The sequence below is a fragment of the Bacillus sp. BSL6 genome (assembly GCF_052928345.1).
On record NZ_JAVGCW010000001.1, the window covers coordinates 872,819 to 891,264 of the forward strand.

Below are 18,446 nucleotides of genomic sequence, written 5' to 3' on the forward strand. Positions count from 1 at the left end.
CTCTTTTTCAGAGAGATTTTTTTTATAGGAATTTTGCAGTTGTTTCATCGTAACGAATTGGGTGATGTGTTGCATCTTGTTTTAGTAGTTGTGTTCGTAATGGTTCTTGTATGATGGAGAAATATACAGAATTGGCTTTTCGATCTATGTGTAAAGTAGGATGGTCAAATGTTTTTGTATGGGTAAGGATTGGAAGCTCTATTTTTTTCTTGTTTTTTGAAAGGTACGTTTGTCCTTTTTGTGACATGCCTAATAGACGAATGTATGGTGCATGTTGCTCTATATTTGTGCAATGTATTTCTTCTTTTGTTGTATTTGTTAAAATATGTGTACAAGCTCTTTGTAATCTAGTCCACGTATAACGTTTCGTTTTTAACGCTTCCATGAATGAATGGAAGGAGGAACTGGTTTGTATTTTTGATAAAATACGATGCTCTAAACCTTCCTCAATTTCATATATATGTCGTAAGTCTTCTGGAGACATTGTCATAAGTTTGTATTTAAAAAATGAAAAGTATTGTTCCCAATTATGTAATGTCCCGTAGTTTTGTTTATAACTTGCTAAAAGAGAAGCAGTCGCTTTTGGGATGAAAGGCTCAATTTCTGTAAAGGAACTATTTTCACTAAAAAGTTGTTTGCGAATACTCGTTGCGCTTGCAATATGTTGGTCGTTAAATGTTTCATCATGATAATGAGATGCGAATCTTTTTATCGTTTGTGCTTGCATAGAACTATTTTGCATTAGAATTGCTTTTATGTATTGGAAGCCTAAAATGTTATTTGGTTGTGACATGTCTATATTTTTTTCAGAAGATAAAATGTGTAGGAAAGCTTCAGATGTAGCTTTTGCGTAACTATTACCTGCGTTCATAAATCGCTTTACAAGACGATTAAAAGTCTCTTCTTCATTTTTCTGCACAGAGATGGTGTTATAAAAATTTTCGATTTGTCCATCTTCACTGCCGAAACAAATTTCAGAAACGTGTAGGGCGTTTAAAATAGAAATAGCGCCATTTGCAAAGGTTTCGGCCTTTTGCGTTGAAAAGGCATAAGGAAGCTCTACAACGAGGTCTACACCGCATGCTAAGGCCATTTTGGTACGATACCATTTGGATACGAGTGCTGGCTCACCACGTTGTAAAAAAGGGCCACTCATAACAGCGATTGTAATATCAGAGTGTGTTAACTTTTTTGTTTGTTGCACATGATAAGCATGACCGTTATGAAAAGGGTTATATTCAACAACAATACCACTGGCTTTTATGGTAATCTCTCCTTTCGATGTAGCATCTTTTTGAAAAACGTGATACTCTATATATTATTTACTATGATGACTTCATTATAGTGTAAAGAAAAAACATTGACAAATATAAAATGGCTAGCTATAATTTTGTTTGTTGCCTTGAGGTGATATGATATGAAATGGTCCATCCATCAATTGAATAAATTGAGAAATAAAGGATTGACATTGGATGAGATGGTAGATGTAAGTGAGCTAAAAGAGGTCGAGAAAGATATTCGTGAAATTAATCCTGTTCACGTAACAGGAAGAGTTGATTTTGGCTCCGGTAAGTTTACGTTCCATCTACATATAACTGGAAGCATGGTTTTACCATGTTCTCGCTCTTTAGTAGATGTGACATTACCATTTGACATTAAAACAACTGAGGTGTTCCAAACTTCACAAGAAGAATTTGAAACTGAAGCTGAAATTCATTGTTTAGAAGGAGAAGTACTTGACTTACTGCCCGTAATCAAGGAAAATATACTTTTGGAGATTCCAATGCAAATTTTCAGTGATGATGTTTCTGGTGGAGCACCGACGCAAGGTCAAGACTGGCAAGTGATTTCGGAAGAAGACAAAGAAAAGCCTGTTGATCCAAGATTGGCAGGACTTGCAAAGTTTTTTGACAAATAATCGGAAGACTGGTTCAGGCCTTCATATGAAAATAACTATTTCTTTTAAGGAGGTGGGAAGAATGGCTGTACCTTTTAGAAGAACTTCTAAAACAGTAAAAAGAAAGCGTCGTACGCATTTCAAATTATCAGTACCTGGTATGGTAGAGTGCCCAAGCTGTGGTGAAGCGAAATTAGCTCACCGTGTATGTAAAGCATGCGGTACTTACAAAGGTAAAGAAGTAATCAGCAAGTAATTGCGGGAAAATAAACGTAGAAGATATCTTCTACGTTTATTTTTTTTGTCTTATTCTTCATTTGTTGTATTCTATCTTTTCTAGTAACTGCATATGTTTAATAAAAAATGCATAGGGAGGACTAGAGAGATGGCGACAACAAGACAAGATGCTTGGACTGATGATGAAGATTTGCTTCTGGCAGAAGTAGTACTCCGGCATATTCGAGAAGGTGGAACGCAATTATCTGCCTTTAAAGAAGTGGGAAGACATTTATCTCGTACACCAGCAGCATGTGGCTTTAGATGGAATTCTTACGTTAGAAAGCAATACAAAGAACGTATTGAAGAAGCGAAGCAACTGCGTAAAGTGGAAAATTATGAAGTGAAAGAGACGAAGGTATTAGAACCTACGTCAATTACATTGAATGATGTTATTGATTTCTTGCAAAATTATAAAGATGAAAACTCTTTAGTGGTGTTGCAACAGCAAATTGAATCGTTACAAACAGAGAAAGAGAGCCTGTTGGAGCGATTATCAGTATATGAGGAAGAATATAGAACATTGCTTGATTATATCGATCAAAAAAGAAGTGTAATGGTAGCGGAAAGAAATAGCGCTCGTTCGAATGGGAAATTAGAGAAGTTAAAGAAATAAAAAAACAGCTGCTATGTAGCTGTTTTTTTATTTCTTATGCAGACTCTTCGTTTGTAACCGTATTCAAATTTGTTTCTGGGTGCCAAACGTAAAAATCACCATCAGGTACTGACACAGGTTGGAAATTTAATTTATCCCAAAAACCAGCTGAATGGATACGTGCGATCGTTTTAATTGGGAACTGCAGTCCCTTCGCATAATTTACAAGCATTTCTCCGAATCCTTGTTTTTGGAAAGTTGGTAATACTTCAAGTTTATAAAGTTCTAGGTAAGTACCTGTAATTTCGAATGGTTCCCCGCCGTTCCTTTTCATGTATAGACTCATACGTGCAATGAGTGATCCGCCGTAATAAATACCGTAAAATGGAGATTCACTATTGTTTTCAATAATGTTTGCTTGTAATTCTTCTAACATGGATAGTTCTTGAGCTCCGCAGCCTTTAAATTTTTTAAACTCGTCTAATGTTTTATAATTGATGAGCAAGCGCTCAACTTTTGGGAATCCCATAACATCACATCCTTTTTGTCTCATTGAATGCAGAAAAGTGAAAATATTTATAATAATATTATAACTCATTTTTTTATTTTTATGAAGATGATAGTGTATTTCTTTTATTATTTTTTTGAGGATTTGCTAAACTAAGAGTAGAAGCATAGTAATAAGTAGTATATACATATTGAAAGAAGGGGTGGCATTTGATCATCTTTAGTTAATTATGATTCCGTATGAATCGGGGATTCGCGGAATAAAAGAGGAGGGGAAAAGGGACTTATGTATCGTGTTCAAATGAGTTCCTTGTGTGAAAATGAAAATTGGAGTTGTGGGACCGGGAGCTATTGGTCTATTGTATACATTTTATTTACAAAAAAGTAATCAAGATGTTACGTTGTTTACAAGGACAGCTAAGCAGGCTGACGAATTAAATATAACGGGTGTAACTTGTATTAGGGAGGGGAAACGTGAAACGGTATTCCCGCCAGTATTACCAATAGAAAGCATGCTAGACCAGCAGCTAGATTATATATTTATTGCTGTTAAGCAATATCATATAACTGACATACTACCTTTTGTGCGAGGGAAATCCTCAGTAGTCTTTTTGCAAAACGGAATGTCACACCTTCATGCTATGCAGAAAATAGAGAATGAAAATATTGCAGTTGGAATTGTAGAGCATGGTGCGAAAAAAGAAGAAAGACATACCGTTTATCATACAGGGATAGGTGTAACGAAGTTTGGAATCGTGCGCGGTCGGTCTATACATTTTGAAAAAATATTTAATTGCTTTCCTTTTCCGCATTTTCCAATTCGAATAGAAGATAATTGGAAGGATGTTATGCACAAAAAATTAGTAGTGAATGTATGTATCAATCCATTGACGGCATTATTACAGGTCAAGAACGGAGAATTGATCACGAACCCGTTTTTTTACCAGATGATGGAGCAAGTATTCCACGAAGTCGTTTTTCTCGTTAAAGAAGAAAAAGAAATGGTATGGGAAATGGTACGTCATGTATGTGAAAGAACATCTCATAATACATCATCTATGCTGGCAGATGTAAGGGCGAATAGACAAACAGAGATTGGTGCGATTGTTGGATATGTATTAGAAGAAGCTAAGAAACAGCAACGATCCGTTCCGACACTTCAATTTTTGTTCGATGCAATAAAAGGGTTAGAAGTAAAAGTATAAGTGTAATTCTTTGCTTTTACGTGAAACATTGACTACAATGTGGATTGGTGAGAGAACAGGATACGAAAGGAAGAATTATATGGAGATAAAAGAAATCTCTGTTCCGCAACAAGGTGTTGTAGCGGACTATATGAACGGTAAAAAAGAGATACAGTCGTGTTTTGATTATATGTTAACAGAAGATGCTTTTAAACAGCGTGTACAAGATTTGCGTGAGAGGGAGTTTTTCCGTCAAGATTTAGTAGCGCATTTATTAGAATATAATACAAAATTACAAGCGGGAGAAGCTACCATTCAAAATGTAAAAGCGCTTGAAGATGAAGATACATATGTTGTTATAGCTGGACAACAAGCTGGGTTATTAACTGGGCCACTTTATACGATTCATAAAATTATTTCAGTTTTACAGCTTGCGAAGGAAAAGGAAGAAAGTTTAGGCGTTAAAGTTGTTCCTGTTTTCTGGATTGCTGGTGAAGACCATGATATGGATGAAATTAATCATACTTTTGTAACGAAGAATAAAAAAATAAAAAAGACCATTTTTCATGATCGTAATCCGAAAAAGGCAAGTGCTTCAGAGTCTGAGCTTTCTTTGGAAGACTGTAGAAAGTGGATTGAAGAAATTTTTAAAACATACCCTGAAACGAATTTTACAAAGGATGTACTGCGATTTATTGATGATTCTTTAGGGAAATCGAATACGTATGTAGATTTCTTTGGTCACCTTATTATGAAAATGTTCATGAATTCTGGTTTAATTCTTGTCGATTCGCATCATCCTGAATTAAGAAAATTAGAAGTGCCGTTTTTTAAACAAATTGTAAGTAAGTATAAAGAAGTGCAAGAGGGGCTTCATAACCAACAGGAAGTAATTAAAGAATTAGGATATAAGCCAATTATTGAAACAAAGTCTAATGCAGTACATATATTCATGGAAATTGATAATGAGCGAGTGTTGCTTGAAGATAATCAAGGGAAGTTTGTTGGGAAGGATGGGACGTATTCCTTTTCATATGAGGAATTGATTGAAGAGATGGAAAGGAGCCCAGAGCGCTTTAGTAATAATGTTGTAACGCGCCCTCTTATGCAGGAGTATGTATTTCCTACGTTGGCGTTTATTGGAGGTCCAGGGGAATTAGCTTACTGGAGTGAATTACAACAAGTCTTCCATACTATCGGCTTCCGAATGCCGCCTGTCGTTCCTCGTATTACAATTACTTATATTGAGAGGGATATAGCGACAGATTTACACGATTTACAATTGCAAGAGAGTGACCCGTTTTTAAATAACGTAGATAAGTTGCGTGAAAACTGGCTATCTAATCAAATAGAGGAACCGATAGATGAACGATTTGAAGAGGCGAAAAAAGAAATAATTGATATTCATAAGTCATTACAACAGTTTGTGAAGAAAATAGATCCTGGATTAAGTTCGTTTGCAGGGAAAAACGAGTTCAAAATTAATGAACAAATTGAACTGTTGGAAAGAATGTTGAAAAGAAATGTTGAGAAAAAACATGAAGTGGAACTAAATAAATTCCGTCGTATACAATTTGCACTACGCCCATTGGGAGCGCCACAAGAGCGTGTGTGGAATGTATGTTACTATTTAAATCAGTTCGGTTTAGATTTCGTTGATCGTGTAATGGAAAAACCGTTCTCTTGGAATGGAAAACATCACGTTATAAAACTATAGAATCTTGCTCTTAGGAGCAGGATTTTATTTTTATTCCGTTGAATTTACTGTGAAGTGAAATTTTTCTGAATTATTAATTTTAAAAAAGCTAATATCGTAATTATGCAGGATACTTAAATATATGACAAAATAGCACAAAATGTAAACGTATTATTATCTTTTTCGACAGTTTTTTATTTAAATTCCCGCAAAAGATGATAAAATTTAGTATATAATAAAAGAAAATGGCGATTTGTATAGTATGCTGCCTTTGTAGGCAAGTTAAATGAGTCGTTCTTTCATAGTATTTCGTTCTCTAGTCGTGAAATATGCGTTTAGAGGAGGAGATACATTCAACATAATTAATTGGAAAAAGAGTAGGTGCAACAATGTTTAATCACGTAACAGTGCTTTTGAAGGAAACAGTAGATGGCTTAGATATAAAGCCAGGTGGTACATATGTAGATTGTACACTGGGGGGAGGAGGACATAGTTCTTATTTATTATCCCAATTAACTGAAGGCGGAAGATTAATCGCGTTTGATCAAGATGAGATAGCAATTCAAAATGCGAAAGAAAAATTCTCTTCATACGGTGAGCAGTTCATAACAGTAAAGAGTAATTTCCGTTACCTATCTGAAAAACTACAGGAATTAGGTATAACAGAAGTAGACGGTATTTTATTTGATTTAGGTGTTTCATCCCCGCAATTAGATACACCAGAGCGTGGCTTTAGTTACCATCATGATGCACCGTTAGATATGCGAATGGATCAAGATGCCCCATTAACAGCCTATGATGTTGTAAATAGTTGGTCATATGAACAACTTGTAAGAATTTTCTTCCAGTATGGCGAAGAGAAATTTTCAAAACAAATAGCAAGAAAAATTGAAGCGTATCGTGAGAATAAAGCTATTGAAACGACAGGGGAATTAGTAGAACTAATTAAAGAGGGTATTCCAGCTCCTGCTCGTAGAACGGGTGGACATCCTGCGAAGCGAGTGTTCCAAGCGATCCGTATTGCGGTAAATGATGAATTGAAAGTATTTGAAGAAGCGTTGGAATCTGCAATTGAGATGGTCAAGCCAGGCGGAAGAGTTAGCGTTATAACATTCCATTCTTTAGAAGACCGTATTTGTAAAACGACGTTTAAGCGAAATAGTACAACGCCACAATTGCCACCAGGATTACCAATTATTCCTGATGAATTTAAGCCGAAATTAAAGCTTATTACAAGAAAACCGATTTTACCTTCTGATATAGAGTTAGAAGAAAATAATCGAGCGCGTTCTGCGAAATTGAGAATCGCTGAAAAACGATAAAAAGGGGAGAGAGGTATGAGTAACTTAGCTGTAAAGTACAAGCAACAAGCGCAAGAAGAGGTTCAGATTCAAACGCCCCCACAGCAGATGGTTCAGCCGAAAGCTAAAGCGAAGATTACAAGAATCGAAAAACTGTTGTATGTAGCGTTTATTGGCTTTTTATTGTATGCCTGTGTAGCGTTTATTGGAAATAAAGCAGGCCTTTATCAAGTTAATGTAGAAGCTGCGACAATAGAACAAAAAATTGTACAGCAGCAAAAAGAAAATCAAGAGTTACAGGCTGAAGTAGAGAAGTTAAGTCGTTATGAACGAATCGCTGAAGTTGCAAAAAAACACGGGCTAGAAATTAATGCGAATAATGTGAAAGGCCTCAAATAAGGCAATAGGTGTGAAGGGAAAATGAAGAGAAATATGACTAAATTTCATACCAATAAGGGAGCAGGGTATTTTATGATTTTATTCCTCCTGCTCTTTTTGCTGTTATTAGCCCGATTTTTTTACATACAAGCGACAGGAACAGTGCATAATCAGGATTTGGATAAACTCGCTCAGCAAAAACATAGTAAAACAGGAGTTCTCGAAGCAAATCGCGGGACGATTTATGATCAAAACGGTCATGTGTTAGCGCAAGATGCAAACTCTTATAAACTTGTAGCGGAACTAAAAGGTGCGAAGCCGGTTGAGAATAAAGAAGATACCGCTAAGAAAATTGCGGGTGTACTCGGAAAAGATGAAAAGAAGATTTTAGATACGTTAAATAAAGAAGGTAGAAGTCAAGTAGAATTTGGGAATTTAGGTAAGGGCTTGACGAAAGAACAGAAGGAACAAATCGAAGCATTGAAATTGCCAGGTATATCTTTTATTACAGAAAATGCAAGAGTGTATCCAAATGGTGATTTCGCATCTTATGTTGTAGGTCATGCGAGACCTGATGATAAAGGAATTGCTATAGGACGATTTGGTTTAGAAAAGAGTTTGGATAAGTATTTAGGTGCTGCTAATGGAAAAGTAGCTTATACAGGTGACCGTAGAGGAGTATCTCTTGACGGTGGAAAAGTGAATGTAAAGGCACCTAAAAATGGAGATAATGTTTATTTAACGCTTGACCAACGTATTCAAAGTTATCTAGAAGACGCAATGAAAGAAGCGAGTAAACATTATGAACCAGAAAGCTTAATAGGAATTGTTGCGGATCCAAAAACAGGGAAAATATTAGCGATGTCTAGTAAACCTAGTTATGATCCGAACCAGGAAAATAATAAGTATTATTATAATGATGCAATTGCAAATGCATTTGAACCTGGATCAACAATGAAAATTTTCACCCTAGCAGCAGCTATTAATGAAGGCGTGTATAAGGGACAAGATTATTACCAGTCTGGTACATATCAAGTCGGGAACCGCAAAATAAAAGATCATAATGGCGGTGCTGGATGGGGATCTATCACATTTGATGAAGGTGTAGAGCGCTCTTCCAACGTAGCGTTTGCTATTTTAGGTGATCAAAAACTTGGTCCAGACCGTTTCCGGAAATATATCCATGCTTTCGGATTAGATGAAAAAACGAATATTGATTTACCTGATGAAGGTTCAAATACCATTTTATTCGATCAGCAAATACAGCAAGTAACAACAGCTTTTGGACAAGGTTCTACTGTAACACCAATTCAGCTTGTACAAGCTGCAACTGCTATTGCCAACGATGGGAAAATGATGAAACCTTATACAATTGATAAAATTGTAGATCCGATAACAGGGGAAGTAAAATTAGAACATAAGCCAGAAGAAGTGGGTAAACCGGTTACAAAAGAGACAGCAGCGCAAGTAAGACAGTTATTAGAACGCGTTGTTACATCGCCGAAAGGAACAGGAACTGCTTATAAAGTCGATGGCTATTCAGTTGGTGGTAAAACAGGAACAGCGCAAATTCCGGATGGAAAAGGAGGCTATATGACGGGAAGAGAGAATTATATATTCTCATTCTTAGGTATGGCACCTATGGACGATCCGCAACTTGTTGTGTATGTAGCTGTTAAACAGCCGAAATTGAAAGATGATGAGAGCGGCGCACAACCTTTAGCTGATATTTTTAAATATGTAACGAAGAATAGTTTAGAGTATTTAAAGATTAAGCCTAATGAAGTGAAAAATCCGAAGAAATATGTGAAAGAGCAACAAACTGCTGTTCCAGATGTAACCGGAAAAACGATGGAAGAAGCGAAAAAAGCTATTGATAAAGCAAAACTTCGTCCGATTGTATTAGGTGAAGGAAAAGTGCAGCAACAAGTACCGAAAGCAACCGAACAAACATTGAAGGGTGACCGAGTCTTCTTAGTGGGAGATAAACCTACAATGCCAAATATACAAGGCTGGGCACTTCGTGATGTTATGAATTTAGCAAAAACATTAAAGCTTAACTTAAAACCTACTGGTACCGGATACGTAACCGAACAAAGTGTGCCAGAAGGAACATTGTTACAACCTGGTACAGAGTTAGGTGTAACACTTGTACCGCCACTTGAACCACAACAAGAAGCAGAAAAGCCGTAATGGTAAAAGAGAAGAAGTTCTAATTAAATAAGTACAAGCATATATTGGAACAAGCTAGGCGTAAGGGAGGCTTGTTCCAATATGCGTGTATCAAATGTAACAGTTAGAAAACGACTTATTTTTATACTTATATCAGGTATACTTATTTTCACTATCATCGATATTCGTCTTGGATATGTGCAATTTTTTCTTGGAAATATGTTAACGGATCGTGCGAAAGATTCATGGAGTCGTAATATTACTTTTGAACCTGAACGTGGGAAGATTTTAGACCGAAATGGTGTGGAGCTTGCTACGAATAAAAGTGCTCCAACTGTCTTTGTTGTACCGAGGCAAATTGAAAAACCAGCAGAGACTGCAGAGAAGTTAGCTGCAGTATTAGGTGTGGAAAAAGATGAGATTTATAAGAGGATTACAAAAAAAGAATCGATTGTAAGGTTAGATAAAGGTGGAAGGAAAATATCACATGATAAAGCGAAAGAGGTAAGAGGATTAAGTTTGAAAGGTGTTTATATCGCAGAGGACTCTATCCGGTACTATCCATTTGGTAACTTTTTATCACACGTGTTAGGGTTTGCTGGTAGTGATAACCAAGGTCTTATGGGACTAGAAAAATACTATGATAAAGAACTAAATGGTGATGAAGGTCATGTGCGTTTTTTTGCAGATGCAAAAGGACAAAGGATGCCTAATGTTGGTGATGATTTCAAAAAACCAGAAGCTGGTTTGAATTTAGGCTTAACAATTGATGCACGTATTAATAGAATTATGGAAAGAGAAATGAATATTGCAGAGTCGACATATAATCCAGATGGTATGATTGCAATTGCGATGAATCCGAAAAATGGTGAAATTTTAGGTATGTCGAGTCGGCCGAGCTTTGATCCAGCAGATTTTCAAAGTGTTTCTCCAGAAGTGTATAATAGAAATTTACCAGTATGGAGTACGTATGAGCCAGGTTCAACATTTAAGATCATTACGTTAGCCGCAGCTTTGAATGAAAATTTAGTAGACTTAGAGAAAGATACGTTTTATGATGATGGAGCAGCTGAAGTTGGTGGAGCTAGATTGAAATGCTGGAAAGCAGGAGGTCACGGTAGCCAAACGTTTTTAGAAGTAGTTCAAAACTCTTGTAACCCAGGATTTATTGAACTGGGTGATCGCCTTGGTAAAGACCGATTATTTAAATACATTCGTAATTTTGGTTTTGGACAAAAAACCGGAATTGACCTGCAAGGTGAAGGTAGTGGGATTTTATTTAATTTAGACAAAGTCGGTCCAGTCGAGCAAGCAACAACTTCATTCGGTCAAGGTGTTTCTGTTACGCCAATTCAACAAGTGGCGGCGGTAGCAGCAGCTGTAAACGGTGGAACATTGTATCAACCGTATATAGCTAAAGAATTTATTGATCCGAAAAACAATCAAGTTGTAAGTAAAAAGACACCTGTGGAAAAAAGAAAAGTTATTTCCAAGGAAACTTCAGAAAAAGTTCGGTATGCATTAGAGAATGTTGTAGCAAAGGGATCTGGTAAAGGTGCTTTTATTGATGGGTATCGTGTAGGCGGAAAAACAGGTACGGCCCAAAAAGTGAAAGATGGTAAATATTTAGAGAATAATTATATCGTATCTTTTATCGGTTTTGCTCCAGCAGATGATCCAGAAATTGTTGTATATGTTGCTGTTGATAATCCGAAAGGTGTAACGCAATTTGGTGGAGTAGTAGCAGCTCCAATTGTTGGGAATATTTTGCGGGATGCACTTCCTGTCATGGGAGTGAAACCGAGAAAAGAACAAGTTGAGAGAGAATATAAATGGGGCGATACACCAACTGTGGAAGTTCCGAATTTAATTGGTATGAAAAAGAAAGACTTACAGACGCAACTCGTCGATTTGAAGCTTGATATAAGCGGAGATGGAGAGAAAGTCATTAAACAGTCCCCAGAAGCAGGAGCTAAAGTGAAAGAAGGCTCAAAAATTAGAATTTACTTCGGGAATTAAAGGTAACCTAGTACGTTTTATGGTACAATTGGTGGAAGTGAGTTCTTTATAGAAGAGTTACTTAATTTGAGACCGCAAGAGTCTCGGTTATAAATAGGTCTATTTATTAGACAGAGTAGCACTTACCTCCTATTGTACATAATTAGGAGGTAACGTGTTGCTTATTAATAAAAGAGATAAATACACAATGTAGAGAGGGTTTAGTGAAATGAAGTTGCATACACTTGTATCATGTTTGCATGATTTTCCAGTTGTTCCAAAAGAAAATCCAGAAATCACATCTATAGAAGCTGATTCACGTAAAGTGAAAGAAGGAAGCTTATTTGTATGTATGAAAGGATATACGGTTGATAGCCATGATTTTGCTAAGCAAGCAGCGGCACAAGGAGCGGCTGCTATTGTTGCGGAAAGACCAATTGATGTTGACGTTCCAGTTGTACTTGTGAAAAATACTTTTCGTTCGTTAGCGGTTTTAGCTGATTATTTTTATGGTCAACCAACACACAAGTTACATTTAATCGGTATTACAGGTACAAATGGAAAGACAACAACATCGCATATTATGGATGAGATTATGCGCGCACATGGTCATAAAACGGGGCTAATTGGAACGATTAATATGAAAATCGGTGATGAAACATTTGAGGTGAAAAATACAACACCAGATGCACTAACACTTCAACAGACGTTTGCAAAAATGGTTGAACACGGTGTGGATAGCACAGTAATGGAAGTTTCGTCACATGCTTTAGATCTTGGCCGTGTACACGGATGTGATTACGATGTAGCAGTGTTTACAAATTTAACACAAGATCATTTAGACTATCATAAAACGATGGAAGAATATAAGCATGCAAAAGGGTTGCTATTTGCGCAACTTGGCAATAGTTATAATCATAATCGTGAAAAATACGCGGTATTGAATAACGATGATGCTGTAACAGCGGAATATATGAGAAGTACTGCAGCAACTGTTGTAACGTATGGAATTGATACAACAAGTGATGTTATGGCAAAAGATATCGTTATGACAAGTGGTGGAACTACATTTACGCTTGTAACACCGTATGAGAGTGTAAATGTTACGATGAAATTAATTGGGAAATTTAATGTATATAACGTACTAGCTGCGACAGCGGCAGGACTTGTTTCTGGTGTAAGTTTAGAAACAATCATTGATGTAATAAAGGAACTAGCTGGAGTTCCAGGACGTTTTGAAGTAGTTGATGGTGGACAAAATTATACAGTTATTGTTGATTATGCACATACACCAGATAGCTTAGAAAATGTATTAAAAACAGCAAAACAGTTTGCAAAAGGTGACGTATATTGCATCGTCGGTTGTGGCGGTGATAGAGATAGAACGAAGAGACCAATCATGGCAAGTGTTGCAACACGATATGCAACTCACGCCATTTACACTTCAGATAATCCAAGAAGTGAAGAGCCAGGAGCTATTTTAGATGATATGGTACATGGTGCAAATGGAAATAATTATGAAGTAATTATTGATAGAAAAGAAGCGATATACCATGCAATTGCTAACGCAAAAGCTGAAGATATCATCATTATTGCTGGTAAGGGTCATGAAACATATCAAATTATTGGTAAAGATGTTCATCATTTTGACGATCGTGAAGTCGCTAAAGAAGCAATTACAGAGCGTTTAAACAACGAAGAGTAACAACGTGAGAGGAGGACTACATGTGCTTGAGCAAGGTTTATTAGTAACGGCTGGGGTAGCATTCTTAATTTCTGTTGCCCTTTCGCCATTGTTTATTCCGTTTTTAAGAAAATTAAAGTTCGGACAGAGTATTCGAGATGAGGGACCAAAGTCACATCAAAAAAAATCAGGGACACCGACAATGGGTGGTATTGTCATATATGTATCTATGATGGTAACTTCACTTATTATGGCGATTAAGTTTAATCATTTAGGTGCAGAAGTTTCGTTATTACTATTAGTAACATTTGGTTACGGATTGATTGGATTTTTAGATGACTACATAAAGGTAGTTAAGAAGAGAAATCTTGGTTTAACATCAAAACAAAAATTAGTAGGTCAGCTTGTGATTGCTATTGCGTTCTTTTTAATTGGAAAAGGGCAAGCGTTCCACACATACATCATGATTCCGGGAACGGATGTTAAGTTTGAATTAGGTTGGGCGTATTTTGTACTTGTACTATTTATGCTTATTGGTGGATCAAATGCAGTTAACTTAACTGACGGTTTAGATGGTTTATTATCAGGAACAGCTGCTATTGCATTTGGAGCGTTTAGTATTATTGCTGTAGCGCAAGAGCAATTTGGAGTAGCGATATTCTGTATGGCGGTTGTAGGAGCTGTACTTGGATTTTTAGTATTCAATGCGAATCCAGCGAAAGTGTTTATGGGAGATACAGGTTCTTTAGCTTTAGGTGGAGCCATTGCAGCTGTAGCAATTTTATTAAAACAAGAATTGCTACTTGTAATCATTGGCGGAGTATTCGTAATGGAAACTTTATCTGTTATTATTCAGGTTATTTCATTTAAAACAACAGGAAAACGTGTCTTTAAAATGAGTCCATTACACCATCATTATGAATTATGTGGTTGGTCAGAGTGGCGTGTTGTTGTGACGTTTTGGTCTGTAGGATTTTTATTAGCTGTGTTAGGAATTTATATCGGGGTGTGGATGTAATTGAAAACTGTAACTGAATTTCAAAATAAAAATATTCTTGTATTAGGCATTGCAAAAAGTGGTTATGCAGCAGCTACATTGTTACAAAAGTTAGGGGCAAATGTTATTGTAAATGACGGAAAGCCTTTAGCAGATAATGTACTTGCTGCAGAATTACAAGCAAAAGGAATGGACGTTGTATGCGGTGGTCATCCGTTAGAATTATTAGAGAGAAATATTTCTCTTGTAGTAAAAAACCCAGGAATCCCGTATTCTAATCCAATATTAGTTGCTGCGAAAGAAAAGCAAATTCCAATTGTTACAGAAGTTGAATTAGCATATCGTATTTCAGAAGCACCATTTGTTGGGATTACGGGATCTAACGGTAAAACGACGACGACAATGCTTACATTTGAAATGCTAAAAGAAGGACAGAAGCATCCGGTAATTGCAGGGAACATTGGAACTGTAGCGTGTGAAGTTGCACAGGATGCGAAAGAAAATGAAGTTGTAGTTACAGAACTTTCATCGTTCCAATTGATGGGAGTAGAATTGTTCCAACCTAAAATTGCTGCGTTTTTAAATTTATTTGAGGCCCACTTAGATTATCATGGGACGAAGAAAGAATATGGTTTAGCAAAAGCAAATATTTTTAAAAACCAAACAGAAAATGATTATAGTGTAATAAATGCAGATGATGCAGATGTGATGGCTTTATCTGCTTATAGTAAAGGTCAAAAAGTACTATTCTCAACAACGAAAGAAATTGAAGATGGTGCGTGTATAAAAGATAATGCTCTTTATTTTAAAGGTGAAAAAGTTATTGAAGTAGACGATATCGTTTTACCGGGTCAACATAATTTAGAAAATATTTTAGCAGCGATGAGTATCGCAAAATTATTGGGTGTTTCTAACGAAGCGATTACGGCGGTGTTAAAACGTTTTACAGGTGTAAAACATCGTTTAGAATATGTAACAACTATAAACAACCGTAAGTTTTATAATGACTCAAAAGCAACGAATATGTTAGCGACAGAGAAAGCTTTATCTGCGTTTACACAACCGACTGTGTTATTAGCAGGTGGGCTTGATCGTGGGAATGAGTTCGATGATTTAATCCCGTATTTCAAAAATGTTAAAGCGATTGTAACATTTGGACAAACCGCTCCAAAATTAGTAAGAGCTGCAGAAAAAGCGGGACTAGATACAATTGAAAGTGTCGATACTTTAGATGAAGCGGTAGTGAAAGCTTATGCTCATTCTACAGATGGCGATGTAATTCTTCTTTCTCCAGCATGTGCAAGCTGGGATCAATTTAAAACATTTGAAGAAAGAGGAGACATTTTTATACAAGCTGTGCATAAACTTATATAAAGTAAATCAAAACATCAGTAGGCTAACACCTACTGATGTTTTGTTACATAGGGCAAAAGTTTCTGCCTAAAGAGGTGGTGTTTATGGGTAATGAAGAAAACGCCTGATTTTATTCTCATCATCGTTACACTTGCGTTGTTAACAATCGGAATGATTATGGTTTATAGTGCGAGTGCGGTTTGGGCCTCTTATAAAATGGGGGACTCATTCTTTTTTGCAAAAAGGCAATTGCTATTCGCAGGTCTTGGTGTAGTGGCTATGTTTTTTATTATGAAAATTGATTATTGGGTGTGGCGTACGTATTCAAAAGTAATTTTGCTAGTTTGCTTCATTCTTCTTATTCTCGTTCTTATTCCTGGAGTAGGTCTTGTTCGAGGAGGAGCGCGAAGTTGGATTGGAATCGGGGCATTTTCCATTCAACCGTCTGAATTTATGAAGTTTGCGATGATTATTTTCTTAGCGAAATTTTTAGCGGAACGACAAAAATTAATTACCTCTTTTAAACGTGGTTTACTACCAGCTCTAGGTTTTGTATTTCTTGCTTTCGGAATGATTATGTTACAGCCAGATCTTGGTACAGGAACGGTAATGGTCGGGACATGTATCATTATGATATTTATCTCGGGAGCAAGGGTCTTTCACTTTGCAATGTTTGGTTTGCTTGGTGTAGCAGGATTTGTAGGGCTAATTGCATCAGCACCGTATCGGATGAAACGTATTACATCATATTTAGATCCGTGGTCAGATCCGCTTGGAAGTGGATTTCAAATTATTCAATCGTTACTTGCAATTGGACCGGGAGGATTATTCGGGCTTGGACTTGGACAAAGTAGACAAAAGTTTCTTTATTTACCTGAACCGCAAACAGACTTTATATTTGCAATCTTATCCGAGGAATTAGGTTTTATTGGTGGTTCATTTGTGTTATTATTATTTAGTCTATTATTATGGCGTGGGATTCGTATAGCTTTAGGAGCGCCAGATTTATATGGTACGTTTTTAGCAGTAGGTATTGTGGCGATGATTGCGATTCAAGTAATGATTAATGTTGGTGTTGTAACAGGATTAATGCCTGTTACGGGTATTACTTTGCCGTTTTTAAGTTATGGTGGATCAAGTTTGACATTAATGTTAATGGCAGTAGGTGTATTATTAAATATAAGTCGCCATTCTCGCTACTAAACCCTGTTTTATAAGACAGGGTTTTTCGTATGTGTACGAAGAAACAATATGTATATAGAAATAAATACGACTGTAATAAGAAAAAGAGAAGCGGAGGAGTTAGTAGTGCGTGTATTAGTAAGTGGTGGGGGCACTGGAGGTCATATTTATCCGGCTCTTGCTTTAATAAGAGAAATAAAAAAATTAAATCCGGAAGCAAGGTTTTTATATATTGGTACGGAGAATGGATTAGAGAGCACAATCGTGCCAAAAGCAGGTATACCGTTTCAATCTATTGTTATAAGTGGATTTAAGCGTAAAATATCGTTAGATAACGTGAAAACGGTGATGCGTTTCCTAAAAGGTGTACAAGATAGTAAACGATATATTCGTCGTTTTAATCCAGATATTGTAATTGGAACAGGTGGATATGTATGTGGACCTGTTGTATATGCTGCGGCAAAATTAGGTATTCCAACTATTGTACATGAACAAAATAGTGTACCTGGTGTAACGAATAAATTTTTAAGCCGCTATGTTGATAAAGTTGCAGTTTGTTTTGAAGCGGCTGCAGAACATTTTCCGCAGTCAAAAGTGGTCATGACAGGAAACCCACGAGCGTCAGAAGTAATGGATCAAAATGGAATGAAAGGAAAACGTTCAGTAGGTTTATCTCTTCCTAAAAAATCCGTGCTTATTTTTGGTGGCAGCCGTGGGGCTAGACCAATTAACGATGCTTTCGTAGAGGCAATTGAACAGTTTGTAAATAAAAGTTACGAAATATTGTATGTAACAGGTGAAGTTCATTACGACAAAGTGATGGATGCAGTGAAGCAAAAAGGGAACCCAAATAATGTTATTATTAAACCTTTCATTCATAATATGCCAGAAGTACTTACAGGTGTAGACCTTGTTGTCTCAAGGGCTGGAGCAACAACACTTGCAGAATTAACAGCGTTAGGTAAGCCAAGTGTGTTAATTCCGAGTCCTTATGTAACAAATAACCATCAGGAAAAAAATGCACGTTCTGTTGTCGATAAAGGAGCAGCAAAAATGTTGCTTGAAAAAGATTTAACAGCTGAAACGCTTATTCGTGATATTGACGAGATTTTATTAGATACACAAACATTACAAAATATGAAGCTTGCTGCTGGGCAATTAGGTATTCCAGATGCAGCAAATAAGTTGTATGAAGTAATGAATAAGCTTGTAAAAAAATAACGTTA

The 18,446-nt window shown here is 36.5% G+C and carries 16 protein-coding genes; 14 read left to right on the forward strand and 2 right to left on the reverse strand.

Annotated elements, in window-relative coordinates:
• Nucleotides 1–22: 22 nt before the first annotated feature.
• On the reverse strand, nucleotides 23–1,204 hold the full coding sequence (locus RCJ96_RS04915) for a nucleotidyltransferase (protein WP_254848875.1): 1,182 nt from the start codon (nucleotides 1,202–1,204) through the stop codon (nucleotides 23–25).
• A 213-nt stretch (nucleotides 1,205–1,417) separates the two neighbouring features.
• On the opposite strand from RCJ96_RS04915, the gene RCJ96_RS04920 reads away from it, so the two are divergent.
• The 3 genes from RCJ96_RS04920 (at nucleotide 1,418) to RCJ96_RS04930 (ending at nucleotide 2,789) form a co-directional block, all read left to right on the forward strand.
• On the forward strand, nucleotides 1,418–1,918 hold the full coding sequence (locus tag RCJ96_RS04920) for a YceD family protein (RefSeq protein WP_000872145.1): 501 nt from the start codon (nucleotides 1,418–1,420) through the stop codon (nucleotides 1,916–1,918).
• Nucleotides 1,919–1,979: 61 nt separating this feature from the next.
• Nucleotides 1,980–2,153, forward strand: coding sequence for a 50S ribosomal protein L32 (gene rpmF, locus RCJ96_RS04925; RefSeq protein ID WP_001984764.1), 174 nt, complete (start codon nucleotides 1,980–1,982; stop codon nucleotides 2,151–2,153).
• A gap of 129 nt (nucleotides 2,154–2,282) precedes the next feature.
• Nucleotides 2,283–2,789 carry an RsfA family transcriptional regulator gene (locus RCJ96_RS04930; protein WP_000246478.1) on the forward strand — a complete coding sequence of 169 codons (507 nt, stop codon included), beginning with the start codon at nucleotides 2,283–2,285 and terminating at the stop codon, nucleotides 2,787–2,789.
• Between the two features lie 34 nt (nucleotides 2,790–2,823).
• On the opposite strand, the gene RCJ96_RS04935 is transcribed toward RCJ96_RS04930, so the two are convergent.
• The gene (locus RCJ96_RS04935; protein WP_000506708.1) at nucleotides 2,824–3,297 is read right to left on the reverse strand and encodes an N-acetyltransferase; all 474 of its coding nucleotides are present in this window, start codon (nucleotides 3,295–3,297) and stop codon (nucleotides 2,824–2,826) included.
• Nucleotides 3,298–3,589: 292 nt separating this feature from the next.
• Between RCJ96_RS04935 and panE the strand changes: the two genes are divergently transcribed.
• The 11 genes from panE (at nucleotide 3,590) to murG (ending at nucleotide 18,441) form a co-directional block, all read left to right on the forward strand.
• Nucleotides 3,590–4,480 carry a 2-dehydropantoate 2-reductase gene (gene panE, locus RCJ96_RS04940; protein WP_416503909.1) on the forward strand — a complete coding sequence of 297 codons (891 nt, stop codon included), beginning with the start codon at nucleotides 3,590–3,592 and terminating at the stop codon, nucleotides 4,478–4,480.
• 79 nt (nucleotides 4,481–4,559) lie between these two features.
• Complete coding sequence (gene bshC / locus RCJ96_RS04945; protein WP_074606295.1) at nucleotides 4,560–6,176, forward strand: bacillithiol biosynthesis cysteine-adding enzyme BshC; 1,617 nt, start codon at nucleotides 4,560–4,562, stop codon at nucleotides 6,174–6,176.
• Between the two features lie 368 nt (nucleotides 6,177–6,544).
• The gene (rsmH, locus tag RCJ96_RS04950) at nucleotides 6,545–7,477 is read left to right on the forward strand and encodes a 16S rRNA (cytosine(1402)-N(4))-methyltransferase RsmH (protein ID WP_000481789.1); all 933 of its coding nucleotides are present in this window, start codon (nucleotides 6,545–6,547) and stop codon (nucleotides 7,475–7,477) included.
• A gap of 15 nt (nucleotides 7,478–7,492) precedes the next feature.
• Nucleotides 7,493–7,855 (forward strand): cell division protein FtsL, encoded by a 363-nt coding sequence (gene ftsL, locus RCJ96_RS04955; protein WP_000067081.1) that lies wholly within the window; start codon nucleotides 7,493–7,495, stop codon nucleotides 7,853–7,855.
• Nucleotides 7,856–7,876: 21 nt separating this feature from the next.
• Nucleotides 7,877–10,027 carry a penicillin-binding protein gene (locus tag RCJ96_RS04960; protein ID WP_442866594.1) on the forward strand — a complete coding sequence of 717 codons (2,151 nt, stop codon included), beginning with the start codon at nucleotides 7,877–7,879 and terminating at the stop codon, nucleotides 10,025–10,027.
• 81 nt (nucleotides 10,028–10,108) lie between these two features.
• Nucleotides 10,109–12,025 (forward strand): stage V sporulation protein D, encoded by a 1,917-nt coding sequence (locus RCJ96_RS04965; protein ID WP_001266227.1) that lies wholly within the window; start codon nucleotides 10,109–10,111, stop codon nucleotides 12,023–12,025.
• 208 nt (nucleotides 12,026–12,233) lie between these two features.
• A complete protein-coding gene (gene murE, locus RCJ96_RS04970; protein WP_074606290.1) occupies nucleotides 12,234–13,709 on the forward strand; it encodes a UDP-N-acetylmuramoyl-L-alanyl-D-glutamate--2,6-diaminopimelate ligase in 1,476 nt (491 codons plus the stop codon).
• 22 nt (nucleotides 13,710–13,731) lie between these two features.
• Nucleotides 13,732–14,706, forward strand: a complete 975-nt coding sequence (gene mraY, locus RCJ96_RS04975) for a phospho-N-acetylmuramoyl-pentapeptide-transferase (RefSeq protein ID WP_000893058.1) — start codon at nucleotides 13,732–13,734, stop codon at nucleotides 14,704–14,706.
• Nucleotides 14,707–16,059, forward strand: coding sequence for a UDP-N-acetylmuramoyl-L-alanine--D-glutamate ligase (murD, locus tag RCJ96_RS04980; RefSeq protein WP_074606288.1), 1,353 nt, complete (start codon nucleotides 14,707–14,709; stop codon nucleotides 16,057–16,059). It begins immediately after the preceding gene.
• A 90-nt stretch (nucleotides 16,060–16,149) separates the two neighbouring features.
• The gene (gene spoVE, locus RCJ96_RS04985; protein WP_000753510.1) at nucleotides 16,150–17,241 is read left to right on the forward strand and encodes a stage V sporulation protein E; all 1,092 of its coding nucleotides are present in this window, start codon (nucleotides 16,150–16,152) and stop codon (nucleotides 17,239–17,241) included.
• Nucleotides 17,242–17,346: 105 nt separating this feature from the next.
• Complete coding sequence (gene murG, locus RCJ96_RS04990; RefSeq protein ID WP_446699725.1) at nucleotides 17,347–18,441, forward strand: undecaprenyldiphospho-muramoylpentapeptide beta-N-acetylglucosaminyltransferase; 1,095 nt, start codon at nucleotides 17,347–17,349, stop codon at nucleotides 18,439–18,441.
• The last annotated feature ends 5 nt before the right edge of the window (nucleotides 18,442–18,446 follow it).

Excerpts from the sequence above, each read along its gene's own strand:
- bshC (WP_074606295.1), top strand. The coding sequence starts at position 4,560 with ATGGAGATAAAAGAAATCTCTGTTCCGCAACAAGGTGTTGTAGCGGAC.
- spoVE (WP_000753510.1), top strand. The coding sequence starts at position 16,150 with ATGAAGAAAACGCCTGATTTTATTCTCATCATCGTTACACTTGCGTTG.
- rpmF (WP_001984764.1), top strand. The coding sequence starts at position 1,980 with ATGGCTGTACCTTTTAGAAGAACTTCTAAAACAGTAAAAAGAAAGCGT.
- RCJ96_RS04920 (WP_000872145.1), top strand. The coding sequence starts at position 1,418 with ATGAAATGGTCCATCCATCAATTGAATAAATTGAGAAATAAAGGATTG.
- RCJ96_RS04960 (WP_442866594.1), top strand. The coding sequence starts at position 7,877 with ATGAAGAGAAATATGACTAAATTTCATACCAATAAGGGAGCAGGGTAT.
- rsmH (WP_000481789.1), top strand. The coding sequence starts at position 6,545 with ATGTTTAATCACGTAACAGTGCTTTTGAAGGAAACAGTAGATGGCTTA.
- RCJ96_RS04935 (WP_000506708.1), bottom strand. The coding sequence starts at position 3,297 with ATGGGATTCCCAAAAGTTGAGCGCTTGCTCATCAATTATAAAACATTA.
- murE (WP_074606290.1), top strand. The coding sequence starts at position 12,234 with ATGAAGTTGCATACACTTGTATCATGTTTGCATGATTTTCCAGTTGTT.
- RCJ96_RS04965 (WP_001266227.1), top strand. The coding sequence starts at position 10,109 with ATGCGTGTATCAAATGTAACAGTTAGAAAACGACTTATTTTTATACTT.
- ftsL (WP_000067081.1), top strand. The coding sequence starts at position 7,493 with ATGAGTAACTTAGCTGTAAAGTACAAGCAACAAGCGCAAGAAGAGGTT.
- RCJ96_RS04930 (WP_000246478.1), top strand. The coding sequence starts at position 2,283 with ATGGCGACAACAAGACAAGATGCTTGGACTGATGATGAAGATTTGCTT.